We start from the raw sequence: 15,760 nt of genomic DNA on the forward strand, positions 1-15,760 counted from the left end.
TAGACGATCGACACGTATGTTCATTAATAGTAATGATGAAACGAATTCGGATAGTCCCAGTTACGTGTAATTAATTGCAACACACTACTGTTAGATGTGGATTGCTTTTTTATTAAGGTAACCTTTAGATCCTGACTTTTATTACGTCAGTAATCATAACCTTCTATTTTATTTATATTTTCTGCAGTTCTGTAGGGCTTTTGTTCGCCTTAAAAAACTGACGCGTACTTTGCAAGGATTAAGACTATGAGTGAGTGGACAATTAATAACGCACGTGACGTTTATAATACGCCTTACTGGAGCCAAAACTATTTTGATATTGCACAAGATGGTTCCGTGGTTGCACGTCCTAATTTACAGGCTCCCGGCAATACCATAGGTTTATCGCAACTTGCTGATGAACTGATTGCCGCTGGTGCCTCATTACCGGTATTGGTGCGTTTTCCAGAAATTATGCATCACCGTGTCGATAGCTTATGTAGTGTGTTTAACCAAGCTATTGAGAATTATGGCTATACTGGTGACTACCTTGCGGTTTATCCCATCAAAGTCAACCAACAGCAAGAAGTCGTTAGCGAAATTCTTAAAAGCCAATACGCTAAGCAACAACGTCAGTTAGGTTTAGAAGCGGGCAGTAAACCAGAACTCATGGCTGTGCTGGCTATGGCGCAAGAGGCGAGCTCAGTCATTGTTTGTAATGGCTATAAAGATAAAGAATACATTCGCCTTGCACTCATAGGTGAAAAGCTAGGACACGAAGTGTATATCGTCCTAGAAAAACTATCAGAACTACGCATTATCTTAGAGCAAGCAAAAGAGCTTGGCGTTACTCCTCGTCTTGGTTTACGCGTTCGTTTAGCCTCGCAAGGTAAAGGTAAGTGGCAAGCCAGTGGTGGTGAGAAGTCTAAGTTTGGATTATCGGCATCTCAGGTTTTAACTGTGGTAGATGAACTGCGCCAGCGCGATATGCTAGATTGTCTGCAATTGTTGCATTTCCACTTAGGATCGCAAATCGCCAACATTCGTGATGTAAGAAATGGTGTGGGTGAAGCCGGCCGTGTTTACGCAGAATTGAAAAAAATCGGTGTTGGTATTACAACTATAGATGTTGGTGGTGGTTTGGCCGTGGACTATGAAGGTACCCGTTGCCAAAGCAGTTGTTCAATGAACTACAGTATTAACGAATATGCAAACAACATTGTTTATGTATTAGGTGATATTTGTACTGAATATGATATTGCTATGCCACGCATTATTTCAGAATCTGGGCGTAACTTAACGGCGCATCACGCAGTCTTAATCACCGATGTTGTGGGTGTAGAAAGCTACAAACCAGAAAGCATTAGTGCACCTACTGAAGATGCACCACAAGTGCTACAGAACATGTGGATGTCGTGGAAAGAGCTCTCTGAGCATTCCGATCAACGCTCGTTAGTTGAGATCTACCATGATAACCAAAGCGATTTAGCCGAAGTTCACGCCCTATTTGGGGTTGGGATGATCAGCTTTATCGACCGTGCATGGGCAGAGCAAGTTAGCTTACGCCTATGTTACGAATTACAGAAAAAACTCTCAGATAAAAACCGAGCTCACCGCCCGATTTTAGATGAGTTGCATGAGCGTTTAGCGGATAAGTTCTTTGTGAACTTCTCTTTATTCCAATCATTGCCAGATGCATGGGGTATTGATCAAATCTTCCCTGTATTGCCTTTAAGCAATTTGGATAAAACCCCTGAACGTCGTGCGATTATTTTAGATATCACCTGTGATTCAGATGGTGCCATTGATCAATATGTTGAAAGCCAGGGTATTGAAACCACACTACCGGTTCCAACATGGTCAGCTGAAGAGCCTTACCGTATTGGTTTCTTTATGGTCGGTGCTTATCAAGAAATTTTAGGTGATATGCATAACCTATTTGGTGATACCGACACCGCTGTTGTTCGTACTCGTGCTGACGGTGGTTATGAAATAGAAAAAATTGATCGCGGTGATAGTGTTGGCGATGTATTGCGCTACGTACATTTAGACTCGAAAGAGTTTTTACGCCAATACCAAACAATGGCTGAGCAACATTTAACTGTTCACGAACGTGATGCAATTTTACAAGAATTAGCAGAAGGTCTTGAAGGTTACACTTACCTCGAAGATGTTCGTGCTATCTAATTAATTTATAGACTAAATAAGGTCCCTATCACGTCAATCCTGTGTGATAGGATGTCTTAACAGGGCTTTGCCCAAGATTGTTGTTGGAGAGAACCATGGCAACATTAGCTAACTACCCAGATTACTCACTATACGCAAATGCGTTTGGTTTTTTGCGTCAACCACTCAACTTCTCACCAATGGAGTCTGATGCTGATGTGGTGATCACTGGTATTCCATTTGATATGGCAACCACGGGTCGTTCTGGGAGTCGCATGGGACCTGGCGCGATTCGCCAAATTTCAACCAACCTAGCATGGGAAGGTAAACGTTGGCCATGGACATTTAACTTATTTAAAACTATCAAGATTGCTGACTGTGGCGATCTGGTATTTGATTGTGGTGATGCCGCACAAATGTGTGAGCGTCTAGAAGCACACGCAACCGGCCTATTAGAACAAGGTAAGGCAATGTTAAGCTTTGGTGGCGATCACTTTGTGACCCTGCCGCTGCTTCGTGCTCACGCTAAGCAGTTCGGTAAAATGGCATTGATCCACTTTGATGCCCACACTGACACTTATGATCAAGGCAGTAAGTTTGATCACGGCACCATGTTCTACCATGCACCGAAAGAAGGGTTAATTGACCCTCACCACTCAGTACAAATTGGTATTCGTACCGATCACTGCGACAGCTTAGGCTTTAACGTGATTGATGCTGGCACTGCTAATGATTGGTCGGTTGAGCAAATCGTTTCAACTATCAAAGAAAAAGTGGGTGATATGCCTGTGTACTTAACCTTTGATATTGACTGTTTAGATCCTGCGTTCGCACCGGGTACAGGTACTCCTGTGTGTGGTGGTTTAACATCTGATAAAGCACTGAAAATTATCCGTGCGCTAGAAGGTATTAACTTAGTTGGTATGGACGTGGTTGAAGTAGCACCGTCTTACGATCACGCTGATATGACATCCCTTGCAGCAGCAACAATTGCAACCGATATGCTGCACCTATGGGCATTAACTCATAAGAAAGCAGATATTAAATAAACGATAAAGCACATGCCTATACCCAAGTAACTTCAAGATGCAGTGTTCAGCGAGACGACCTTAGTTCTCAGGCGCGGCAACGATTCGAAGATATAGTGGTTCTACATTGAGAATCGTTAACAAAGTCTGAGAGCTAAGGACGCTCGCCCTTTGGGAGCGTGTCACTGAGCCGACTTATTGCGTCAGACAACTTGGAAAGAGCTCGCTATTCCGCTTCGTTGCCTTCCTTGAATTCGACTCAGTGACCTCGCTCTGAATCAGGCACCTTGAAGCCACTTGGGTATATAAATACAAAAATGCCAGAGCTTTCACTCTGGCATTTCTTTAAGTGTGCTGTTTTATTATTTTGTGTCGTCGCTAGCTAATTAAGATCCCGCCCCACACAACAACAACCAGTGCCATCGCAACAAATACCGCTGCCGAACCAATGTCTTTCGCTCGGCCACTCAACTCATGGTGTTCAGGACCGATACGATCAACCACTGCCTCAATGGCTGAGTTAATCAACTCAACAATCATCACTAACAACAATGAAGCAATCATGATTGCTCGCTCTACCCCAGTCACCGGTAAGAAAAAGCTAATCACAGTCATTAGCACCAGTAGCACTGACTCTTGGCGAAATGCCGCTTCGTTCTTCCATGCAGCTTTCAATCCTTGAACAGAATAGCCTGCGGCATTAATAATTCGAGTTATTCCCGTCGCACCCGGTTTCATTATTATTTTTCTCTCTATTTATAATCAGTTAGCTAGCATTGCATTAATGGGCGCTAATACTACGACATTGTGAAAATATATCTAGTTTAGGTTCATAAACGTTGGTTTTTACGTCCATCATGCCAAGTAGTGAATGGAACAGATAATCTTGTGAATATCCACCGGCTTGTGCTTCTTTTTCTAAGCAAGCACGGTTAATGTGCTGGCTTTTCTGATATTCAGGCGATAACCATAAAATCAATGGCACAGTGGTTTGCTCTTTTGGCGCTATTGCATAAGGTAAACCGTGAAGGTAGACCCCGTCTTCACCTAATGATTCACCGTGATCGGCCATATAGAACATCGCTGTATTGGCATGATGATCATCTTGCTTCAACATATCAATCACTTGGCTCAAGATATAGTCGGTATAAACAATGGTGTTATCGTAGGTATTCTTTACCTGCTGCTGAGTACAGTTTTGCAAATCGCTGGTATCACAGGTAGGGGTAAACACTTTAAATTTAGCAGGATAACGATCGTCATAGGTTGGCCCATGACTACCTATAATATGCAGCACAATAAAGGTATCTTGCTTCGCATCATCAATGTATTGCTGCAGGCCTTTCAATAAGATTTGATCGTAGCACGAGCCGTTATGGCACAAGCTAGGATCAATTTCAGCACTCATCTCAACATGTTTAATGCGATCACATGCCCCTTTACAACCACCATCATTATCTTTCCATAACACATCAATCCCCGCGTGGTGCATCACATCTAATACGCCATCTTGGTGACGTGCGGTCATTGGGTTGTAGTTCGCTTTAGTCATATCAGAGAACATACAAGGCACAGAAGCTGCCGTTGCCGTACCGCAAGATTTAACATCTTTAAAGCTGATCACATTCAATTTTGCCAGCTCAGGGTTGGTATCACGATCGTAACCATTGAGTGAATAGTTCATCGAACGTGATGCTTCACCTAATACCATCACCACCACATTCGGTTTACCTGTTTTTTCAGAGATAACAGCGTGTTCATTTACCGCATCAGTGCCAATGTGTTTAAACGGCATCTTCGCTTCAATTAACTGGTACTGCGCATAACGATAAGTGGCTGACAAATAGTTAGTTGGGTTAATCAGCGCCTTAATTTCAGAGTGGTTACGAACCAAAGACGCATAATCTTTATAATACCCAGCAGCAATCAAGCCAATCACTAGCAACGAGACAACAATCGATCCTAATTTTGACAGTAATTCTTTAAAAAAGGGCTTAAATTGTACTTTCATCGACGTAAAGATGATGGCAGGAATAATCCCGATAACCAATAACCATATCCCACCACCGAGCGATAGATAACTGGTCGCTTCACCGGTATTCGTCTCAAAAATATTAACGATCATACCGTAATCGAAAAATACGCCATAGCTGTACATACCATAGGTTGCTAATGCCGACAGAATAATCAGTACAGGGATCAAAACACGATATATCTTCGGCCAAATAAGTAAGGTAAAGATGATATTTAATGCCGCACAAATAAAGATCGGTATGGATATGGCAAAAATAAGACTATTTGGCGGATTGGCTTCAAATAATTCAGTGATATGTCGCCATAACGCAATATTTTGTATCGCCGTAAAAAACAGTGCGATTAAAAGCGTATATAGCACACTCGTTAAACGAAATTTCATGTGTCTATTCCCAAGAGTATTTATCATCATTTGGTATGGCGTGAACATTGGCATTCCAGTTCACAATTAACGTCATGCCAACCTTGGCGAATCTGTTCCATTTTGGCGGCGAATTATATCTATAAATTCATACAATTAACCAATAACTATATAAATTGCTTTATATCTTAAATGCAAACAAAGATTCAGCTAATGGATAGTGACGTTTTCATACCATCTTCTTTTCACCTTTTAGTAAATATAGAAGATGTACGATAACTGCACCCATGTCGAAAAAAGGTCAAAGCAATATATTCACGCGTTGAATTATGAATAAATAAGCTGTTTACATCCTGACAGGAGATAGAACAAGATACAGTTTTCACCGCTTTGATATAAAAAACGCCAATACGTTCTCTGTATTGGCGTTGGAGTTATCAACATTAGGGGGATTAATGCTGAATCAAATTAACTTTTCACTGAACGACTTATTTCAAAAAGTCGTTGTATAGCATGTAAAGGTGAGCAGAACTCCATGAGAAGTTATTTGCGCCCTGCACCGCCCCTGTTTCAGGGTTGTAATTTTCCTGAATCGGAAGCTGCTTAGTTAAACCTTCTGCATTAGTAAAAAGTTTATTTACCATCTCATGCGCTTCTTTGGTATAGCCATAATTCGCCATCCCCTTCACACCAAAATAAAACTGATCAATCCATACTCGACCACGCCAGTAAATATCGGCACCATAAGCTGGGTTATCAGCCGATGCAGTCCCCAGTGGCACTGTCGTATTAAACTTTCTGGTATCCATCATGTTTGCAACGACCGCTTTAGCTGTCACTTCTGTTGCAGCACCATTAAACAGCGGTGACCAACCTTCAGCACCCATGCCTCGTTTTACAATTGGCTTACCCGCGCAACCATTATTTAATTCTTTCGCTTCAGAACTATCAATATTGATGTCGTAGTAGAAACCAGTGTCAGTATCAAACATACATTTATTAATGTAGTCCCTAGTCTCTACTGCTTTTTGCGTAAAGGTTTCTGCGGCATCGCTATGACCTAATACCTCAGCAATTTGAGCAAGATATTTGTTATCGCTGTACCAGTATGAAGCTTGGTCGACCGATTCTTGCATCAGTGAGTAACCAATCACTTCACCAGATGCGTCTTTGTTCTCACTAAACTTCACCTGCCAATCTTTTTTCGCCAGATTCAGTTTTGCAGTATTAACCGCATCAGTATTACGGTAAGTCACAGCCTTAGCATTGATATTATAACTATTATCAAACTCGTACTTCTCTTTCGCATAACGACCTAGCTGATCGATGGTAGCAATTTCGTCAGAATCAGTCAGCCCTTGCGCATCAGCAATAGTGTCGATAAAACCAAATACCGCGGCATCATCACGACCTGACTCCCAAGACGCTGCAGTCTGTGCAGGGCTGCTTATAGCAACGTAATTGCCCGACTCTAACAGTGCATTGTAACTATCAATACCATAAGCAACTTGCCATTCTGTATCGCCTTCTAACTTATATTTGTAAATAAGCTGGCCATCTTTCGTGTGCTCAGGATCCACTGCCGCACCGTATTCAGGAATACCGTTCTTATTAGTATCACGTGCAGTTAACCACCAATCATGGTATGCCACTAACTGTGGGTACATCTCTTCAAGCCATGCTTTGGCATCACTTGGACGGTTATATTTATCTTTCAGCGCTGTGTAGACTTCCCATACCGCCCATGACGCCAGTGATGGTTTTGTATTACGCTCATTCCATGTTTGTGCATCATTAAATTCGGTTAAGCCCAATGCATCTCCACGTTGCTGAGACATGTTCATACCCACCACATCAAGCAAATAGCCTTTATCATATGGACGTAACACATCGTCAGCTTTCACTTGGTGTTCAAACACTGTGCGAATGTTTTCCATCGCAAGATCAGGATTGAAATGCGCCATTGCATACGCTTGTTTCCACGTATCCCACGGCCATGTTAAGTTACCAGAGAACCAACGTGCGGTTACCGATGGCGTTACTGTATCATGGCTTACCATACCAGCGGGGCTGCGCCAGTTACCAGTTAAGGTTTCAATCGCTTTCACTGCAACCCGCTCTTGTTCTGTCGTTGCATTGTCATTTACTAAACCATGACTTAAGTAACTTTCCCAACGACTAGTGGTCGCATTCATATATTTAATAGGATTTTTCAAAATATCAGCCACAACTGGCTGCTCTTGTTTCCACTCATCCGCCGTTAAAGTATGACTAAAGACGGTATAGATCTTGGTTTCTTTTTCATTACCAATATCTGACGTTGATTGATATTCCAAACCCTTTACTGTTGTTTTAGCGGCAATACTGCGATCAATATAAAAAGCTGAATCACCACGGGTTCTCACCCACCATGAATCACGCTCTTTACCAAACTGTAGAGTAATATTCCCATGATTATCCGTTGTTAAAGTACGCGTTAAATCAGGTAATTGTTCAGCGACTGTTGCTTCATAACATTCTTGCTTATCATCTTTATCTAATTCACTGCATACTGGCTTTTCAACACCATCTAGGGCGTAGAAACGTTCAACTAATTTGCCGTCCCACAATAACGTAAGATCTTGACCACTATTATTAGTAACGGCCGTCTCAACCAATGAGGAACGAGAAGAAACAAACTGCAATGTCATCTCAACACGAATATCATCGGCGGTTAATGTTTGAATTAACGCGCCCGGAATACTGTAAGCAACAGCTTTAAAATCAACAGGCTGACCATCTTTTAAAATAGATAATTTATCGAAATACTCTGCTACCGAAGTATTATATTCTTCAGCGATAGCCGTCACACCAAAGCCACCTTTATTTTCTGGATTTGCTTTTAAATCTGGTAATAGGTGACCATGCCACGCGCCGTCATCATGTAATGGCGTATAAGCCATGTGATTACCCGCTCCAACTTCTGCAAGGTGTTTTGGTGTACCTGTGCGATCAATAATGTCTTTAAACTGCAGGGCTAATTCTGGTTTCTTTTTCTCTTCAGACGATGAACTAGACGAATCATCACTATTACAGCCAGCAGTCAATAATAAAGAGCCGATCACTGCGGCAAGTAATGTTTTCTTAGTTACTATTGGATTATTCGTCATTGTTACACCTTTAATATAAAGAGACATTCCACATGGAATTAATATTATTTTTATGGGTAGAGTATTTTGGTATTGCGCTATAAGCGGAGGGAATATTAAAGACAAATAAAAACACTAAAATTGAAGTAAATCACATAAATAAACCTACTTAAATTCAGCTTAAGTATGGAATGTAACAATCATATACAAGTATAAGAAATAAAATCCATTATATTTTTGAAGTAAATTCACACTATTAATTTATATAGGTTGATTATCTTTTAATCTGAATAAAAACGATAAATAAAAATTAGATCTTCTCCTCAAATAATCATGTTAACTATGATATTTGTTCTACAAACATCCCTTATTAAAAATAAGTTATGTAACATTAGTAACAAGAACAAGGTGTAAAGTAACAATTGAAATTACTATTTTTTGTTTTATTTCTTGATAAATATCACAGTCATTTACTTACATAATATAAATATACTTCCTTAATTCTTTTCCATTAACTATCCAATCCTTTAATTTTTCGGAAAAAGCAGCAAAAATTAACTATTGATGTACAAAAAATTCTTCCTTTTTATTGCATTAATGCTCAAAAATAACCTCGTTGATAAATAGACTACATTTATAACAACATACATCACCATTTATATTTGACGATAAAAACCCTAATCAAGCGTATGAAAAAGGCCAAGTGTTACCCACTTGGCCTTCATTAAAATCATTAACCTATTAAAGAACGAAACATAAGCGAATGTTTACTTTATATTTTCACCGCAGGATCGGGGGCTAGATGATTGAAATCAACCATTTTGCTGTAATTAAACACACGAATATTTTTATCGTGTATCTGATCTAAAGTTAATGGCATTACTTTTTTTGATTCAATCCCAGTCCAATCTGAAAATAACGATAAAAAGTGATAAGCACTAACTTGCTTTTTCAACATCTCATGTTGCTTGCTATCACTTGATAAAATAAAGAATGGCACTTCATAATTTGATTTATGATCCTCTCCGTGTACTAAATAAACATCTTTACCTTTGTTATTTTTATCGCTTAAGCCATGATCAGAGAAATACATTAATGAATATGATTGCTGACTATTTTTTAATATCCCTACCATATTTTTCATTAGCGCATCAAATTCTCGATATGTTGATAAATAACAAGACAGTTGTTTATCTTTTAAATGATAATCATCATGCTTTATTCGACGACAAATTTTTGCGTGTGATCCCATTAAATGAACAACAATCAACTTATGCTGCTTCGTTGGTTCCAGCAAAGCCTGTTTAAATAAAGGTAACAAATCGGAGTCTTGATAATTAATTGAACCATTAAAACTGCCATTTTTCAAAAAATGCGTTTCATTACTTAAAATTGCAAATTTTGAAATAGGCGTATCATAACGTCCTATTTTTCCTTGATTAGATAACCAGTACGTTTTAAACCCTGCGCTATTAGCAAGATTAATAAAGTTAATATTAGGCTTGAACGTTATCCCTTGGCTTAAAGAAAGCGTACGTGGTAATGAAGTTGTTGTATTTGGTGCCGTTGAAATATAGCCATTTAAAAACAAGCCATTGGCAGTATCTAAGTACGGGGTTGTCTTCGCTGGATAACCATATAATGACATATAGTCACGACGCATACTCTCACCAATAACAACAATATAGTTTTGATATTGAGGTGTAACCTGCTGAATATCCAAATTCACTTTATGCGAGAAAGCAGCCTCAAGTGCCTTTTCTTGCACAAAGTAATCAGTAACAGATTGATAGCCGCGTACAAAAAGATGGTTATAAGGTGAAAAATAGAGAAGTACCAATCCAATGACTAACGGAATATCATGTTTAAGTTGATAAGATGTTTTCTTAAATGCAAAGACAAGAATTAAAATAAATAAGCTGGCTGACCAAGGAATAATATCCGATGGAATATTTGAAATAAACTCTAATGCTTCTTGCTTGTTCGTATCTAATAATGACGCAACAGATCCAATATTAGGTGGACCATAAATCATACCTACTGGTAAATAAAGCCAACTTATAATAAACAATGGTAATAACAAGCAGTATTTTACTTGCTTATATCCAGCGAGGATCATAACACCAACACAATACACCAATAATGATAACAAGTAATTGTGGTGCTTTGCTCCCATTGCAGTGGTCGATAATACAACAAGAAAAATTGATATTATAAGATCAAAGAGAAAGCGCTTATTTTTTATAAGCATTCTTATTTTTTGTTTCACGGTAAGCCACGATATTCTAAAAACTAAGTGGAAGATATTAACATATAAGAAAAAGAAAAAGGCACGTTTAACGTGCCTTTATCATTATGATGATAGCTAGAAGAGCTAAACTTCTGTTTTTATATCTTTAACTTCTTCTGAAACTTTTAATTCTTTAATTAAAGAAACTATCGTCCATCCCGCCTTCACAGCAAATTCATCGTTAACCGTATATGTATAAATATAACCTTTAGGATCAATCGCAAACATTGGAATAAGTTGACTTGCTTTATACTGCGCGTAGTAATCTTCTAACGTAAAGTTATCACTCAACTTAGTATGTTTAATCTCACCACCTTGGTTAATCAAACTCGCTAATTTCTTATAGCTAATATCTTCACCAAATAAAGCAGCACCATTATGCGCTTGAGATGCAGAGTGTTTCTCTAAACCACTATTATGCCGACGTCCGTTCAAACGGAACACATTACGGCTACCAAAGTCACTTTCAAAGTGCATAGCTGCTACTGCATTAAAATGCTTATCTGGTGTTAACGCTAATAAATGGCCAATACCAATCACATCTAAATACTCATCAGCATGGCTTGATACGGCATTACCGTAATAGGTTTCAAGCCCAGCCATACGTGCGGCACGAATATAATCCCAATTAGAATCTGTCACCACGACACGGCAATCATATTTTTTTAATGCTAACGCAATAGTGCGCGCAACGTCATTCGCACCAACAATAATAAAGCCTTTAGGTGAAGGCTCCGCAACGCCCAGTAACTTAGCCATTGGTCGCGCAGTTAAACTTTGCAAGACCACTGTGCCAATAATCACCATAAAGGTTAGTGGGACTAATAGTTCTGCACCTGCTACCCCATCGTTTGAAAGCTTTAACGCAAACAACGCTGAAATAGCTGCCGCAACAATACCTCGTGGCGCTACCCAAGCTAAAAACAGTTTTTCTTTAAAGGCTAACTGACTAAACATAGTGGAAATGAAAATAGATACTGGGCGTGACACCAGTTGAATCACCACAAATACAGCGATAGCTCCCCAACCTAATGCATGGAAATCAGACATTTGAATGCGTGATGCTAGGATCAAGAACAAACCAGAAATCAGTAAGATTGTTAAGTTTTCTTTAAAGTGCAAAATATGCTGAATATTGACGTCTTTCGCATTCGCCAGCCACATGCCCATCACTGTAACAGCCAATAATCCAGCTTCTGGCTCTAACGCATTAGCCGCTGAAAATACTCCAAGTACTAATGCTAAAACAGCAAACGGTTGGAGATATTCTGGCAGTAAATGACGACGTAATACATGCGCTAATAGCCAACCTGCAACACCACCGAGCACCAGACCCACCAGCAACATAAGACCAAAAACTTCAACACTATGGATGGTGCTACTAGAGACGATAAACTCATAAACAATAACAACGAAAATTGCACCAATGGGATCAATTAAAATCCCTTCCCACCGTAAAATATTAGCAAGTTTGGCTTGTGGCCTAACGGTACGTAATAGCGGCACAATCACCGTCGGCCCTGTTACAACTGTCATAGAACCAAACAGCAAGGCTAATGGCCAACTAAAATCCAATAAGTAATGAGTAGCGACACTGGTGATCATCCATGTAATGATTGCCCCAACAGTGACAATAGATTTTACATTACGCCTTACATTTTTAATTTCATCAAAATTTAGAGTCAAGCTGCCTTCAAATAGAATCACAGCAACTGATAATGAAATTAATGGAAACAGTAAATCACCAAATAAAATATTAGGGTTAAATACTCCTGTCACAGGCCCTATTATTAATCCAGCCATCAATAATAATAAAATAGCTGGCAATTTCATTCGCCATGCTAACCATTGACAGCTCAGGCCTAAAACGCCTAATCCCGCGATAGTTAGGCCAATCATTTCTTCATGCATGAGGTCATACTCTATAGCTTAATACACATCACATTATTTATGTGATTTTAAAATATAACGAATATAGCTCGCTATATTCTTATCTGCCCAATATAACTAAAGCTATTGTTTGCCACTACCTGACTAATAAATGGGTGCTGAGTTCAACCTTATCATTTTGTTGCTCATATTTAGAACAAATAGATGACAAAAATGAGGATTTCAAAACAAGGATAAGATAAAGAGACGAGACTATTTGTTGCCATTTTTACGCAAATAAGTCACTTAGAAACAAACAACCAAAAGTAAAAAATGAGATCTCAATAACGCTATAAACATAAATAATTGCCTGTGGGTATCTTAGGGCTATTCTTCTTGCACAGGAAGATTATAAGGTTATCAGTATGGCTACATTAAATATTACATTCGCTGCAAATGAAAAGTTCATTGCTAAGATCCCTCCAACTCACGAACTGCAACTTTGGAAGATGGTTGCAATTTCTTTAAAAGAAGAAGATGAAGCTAATGACATCTACAGCTTTTTAAGTATTGATGATCACTCTTTTAAAGTGCCTCAACACCTAGGTGAAACCATTTATGTTCAGTACCAACATTATTTTTTATAGCCTTTTCCTGAATCTCTAAATGAAGTTATTCAACCTATTTTACAAAAGTCGATATTGCATCGGCTTTTTTTCTATCATCTTATCTTATTTAAACGGCTCTAATAGCTAACTCTAAATATTCATAACCTCAACCAGCTTATTTATAATAACTATTCAAAAAATTCTGATAAGCAAGCGGTATTTTGGGATATTAATGCCATAAAAACCGCATAACTATTGCTTAAAGGAATAATTATGCATATCATCGCTCAACTTTACCACTGTATTATTCCGCATGGCCATTTTAACAATAAATTTCAATAGTGATGAAAAACTCATCGCTGATATACCACTAAGTCGCGAATTACAATTATGGAAAACAATTGCGATAGCTATCAACTCAATTGATGAAGAAGAGCGAGACTGTACCTTGTGTATTGATGAACATTCATTCCAACTTTCTTACTATCTTAGTGAGTTAATTTACTCTCAATACCAACACTATTTCTTATAAAACACTTTGTTCTATCGTGGTTTATTAATAATGAATAATAAAAAAGCCGATATTACTATCGGCTTTTCTTTAGAATTTTTATTCAATTAAATGAGCTCTTAGCGTAATTGACGAGAGCGGAAGTTACGACCTTTAATTCGACCGTTTTCTAACTTCTTCAATGCAGCACGTGCAACTTCACGCTTCACTGCTACATAAGCGCAGAAGTCAAAAACATTAATTTTACCCACATCATTACCAGCGATACCATTTTCACCCGTCAATGCACCTAAAATATCACCCGGACGGACTTTCTGTTTTTTACCGCCATCAATCATTAACGTTACCATTTCAGGGCGGAACGTTGGTTGATCTAATAGATGCTCGGCTGGTAACGCTTCACCTGAGATTGGGCGATCAAGGTAATCTTCAAGTAATGCGACTTTATAATGTTCTTTATCGCTAAATAACGAACAAGCAATACCTTTACTACCTGCACGACCAGTACGACCAATACGGTGCACATGCACTTCAGTATCACGTGCTAAGTGATAGTTAATCACCGCATCAAGATTATCAATATCAAGGCCACGTGCAGCCACATCAGTTGCCACTAGAATTGAACGGCTTTTATTAGCAAACAATACTAAAGTACGATCACGTTCACGCTGCTCTAAATCACCGTGTAATGCAATTGAGCTAAAGCCGTAATCTTCAAGATCATCAGAAATCTCTTGTGCTTCACGCTTGGTATTACAAAAAATCACACATGACTCAGGGCGATGCTGGCTAAGTAACAAACGTACAGCACGTAAGCGCTCATCATTACTCTCTACTTTATAAAAGTGCTGAGAGATGCTGCTATTATCGTGGTTAGATTCAACTTTCACTTCAACAGGGTTACGCATAATACGTTTTGCAATAGAAGCAATTTGAGTTGGATAGGTTGCACTAAACAGCAGTGTTTGGCGATCGCTTGGCGCAACATCAATGATGGCATCTAATGAGTCTTGAAACCCCATTTCTAACATACGGTCAGCTTCATCAAGCACTAACGTATTTAGCTCATCTAAACATAGAAAGCCTTTACGCACGTGTTCTTCTACACGACCCGGCGTGCCCACAATAATATGCGCACCATGTTCTAATGAACCAATCTGTGGCCCGAAAGGTGTACCGCCACATAATGTTAAAACTTTAATATTGTGAATTGCACGAGCTAAGCGACGAATCTCTTTCGCTACCTGATCGGCAAGCTCACGCGTTGGGCATAATACTAGCGTCTGCACACGAAAGCGTTTTACTTTTAGATTCTGTAGTAATCCCAAGCCAAATGCTGCTGTTTTACCTGAACCTGTTTTACCTTGAGCAATAACATCTTTTCCCTCAAGAATTAAAGGTAGGCTTTGCGCTTGGATCGGCGTCATTGCGTCGTAACCTAATGACGTTAAGTTACTGAGCAAATCAGGGTTAAGGTTTAACGTAGAAAAAGCAGTCTGGCTCAAAATTATGTCCTGTATACAACTAACACACCATAGCGTGTTTTTAGAATATCAGCATGTTGATTTAGCAAGCATGCGTAAGGGGTGCGACACTAACAGCTAATGGGCATGCTGACAATCTACTTCAACAGGATCACCCCATTTGTTTATCTAACGTCGCGCTAATACCTCTTTTCATTGACCGACTAAAATCAATGTTTCGTCACATCAAGGTTATCTTTTAAAACGTTAAGCAATTCGTATTCACTAGCATTCAACAAATAGCGCTTAAAATGAATAACAAA

General features: G+C 39.1%; 10 protein-coding genes. 4 read left to right on the forward strand and 6 right to left on the reverse strand.

Features of this window, described 5'->3' with window-relative positions:
• The first annotated feature begins 246 nt into the window (after positions 1 to 246).
• Both speA and speB read left to right on the forward strand, forming a co-directional pair.
• Positions 247 to 2,166, forward strand: a complete 1,920-nt coding sequence (gene speA / locus C9J46_RS05715; RefSeq protein ID WP_107290649.1) for a biosynthetic arginine decarboxylase — start codon at positions 247 to 249, stop codon at positions 2,164 to 2,166.
• 95 nt (positions 2,167 to 2,261) lie between these two features.
• Positions 2,262 to 3,194 (forward strand): agmatinase, encoded by a 933-nt coding sequence (speB, locus tag C9J46_RS05720; protein ID WP_107207358.1) that lies wholly within the window; start codon positions 2,262 to 2,264, stop codon positions 3,192 to 3,194.
• Positions 3,195 to 3,551: 357 nt separating this feature from the next.
• On the opposite strand, the gene C9J46_RS05725 is transcribed toward speB, so the two are convergent.
• From C9J46_RS05725 to C9J46_RS05745, 5 genes are all read right to left on the reverse strand, one after another.
• Positions 3,552 to 3,911 carry a diacylglycerol kinase gene (locus C9J46_RS05725; protein ID WP_008988692.1) on the reverse strand — a complete coding sequence of 120 codons (360 nt, stop codon included), beginning with the start codon at positions 3,909 to 3,911 and terminating at the stop codon, positions 3,552 to 3,554.
• Between the two features lie 43 nt (positions 3,912 to 3,954).
• Positions 3,955 to 5,589, reverse strand: coding sequence for a phosphoethanolamine transferase EptA (gene eptA, locus C9J46_RS05730; RefSeq protein WP_107290650.1), 1,635 nt, complete (start codon positions 5,587 to 5,589; stop codon positions 3,955 to 3,957).
• Positions 5,590 to 6,056: 467 nt separating this feature from the next.
• Positions 6,057 to 8,717 carry an alpha-glucosidase gene (ygjK, locus tag C9J46_RS05735; RefSeq protein ID WP_107290651.1) on the reverse strand — a complete coding sequence of 887 codons (2,661 nt, stop codon included), beginning with the start codon at positions 8,715 to 8,717 and terminating at the stop codon, positions 6,057 to 6,059.
• A 751-nt stretch (positions 8,718 to 9,468) separates the two neighbouring features.
• Positions 9,469 to 10,872 (reverse strand): phosphoethanolamine transferase, encoded by a 1,404-nt coding sequence (locus tag C9J46_RS05740; protein ID WP_107290652.1) that lies wholly within the window; start codon positions 10,870 to 10,872, stop codon positions 9,469 to 9,471.
• 198 nt (positions 10,873 to 11,070) lie between these two features.
• A complete protein-coding gene (locus C9J46_RS05745) occupies positions 11,071 to 12,897 on the reverse strand; it encodes a sodium:proton antiporter (RefSeq protein ID WP_107207362.1) in 1,827 nt (608 codons plus the stop codon).
• A gap of 383 nt (positions 12,898 to 13,280) precedes the next feature.
• Here C9J46_RS05745 and C9J46_RS05750 point away from each other — a divergent pair, with 383 nt between their 5' ends.
• Positions 13,281 to 13,502 (forward strand): hypothetical protein, encoded by a 222-nt coding sequence (locus tag C9J46_RS05750; RefSeq protein WP_107207363.1) that lies wholly within the window; start codon positions 13,281 to 13,283, stop codon positions 13,500 to 13,502.
• A 274-nt stretch (positions 13,503 to 13,776) separates the two neighbouring features.
• Positions 13,777 to 13,995, forward strand: a complete 219-nt coding sequence (locus C9J46_RS05755) for a hypothetical protein (RefSeq protein ID WP_107261330.1) — start codon at positions 13,777 to 13,779, stop codon at positions 13,993 to 13,995.
• A 98-nt stretch (positions 13,996 to 14,093) separates the two neighbouring features.
• Here the strand turns inward: C9J46_RS05755 and dbpA are convergent, their stop codons facing one another.
• On the reverse strand, positions 14,094 to 15,479 hold the full coding sequence (gene dbpA, locus C9J46_RS05760) for an ATP-dependent RNA helicase DbpA (RefSeq protein ID WP_107290653.1): 1,386 nt from the start codon (positions 15,477 to 15,479) through the stop codon (positions 14,094 to 14,096).
• Positions 15,480 to 15,760: the final 281 nt, after the last annotated feature.

Source organism: Photobacterium sp. GB-36, from assembly GCF_003026135.1.
Classification (GTDB): Bacteria; Pseudomonadota; Gammaproteobacteria; order Enterobacterales; family Vibrionaceae; genus Photobacterium.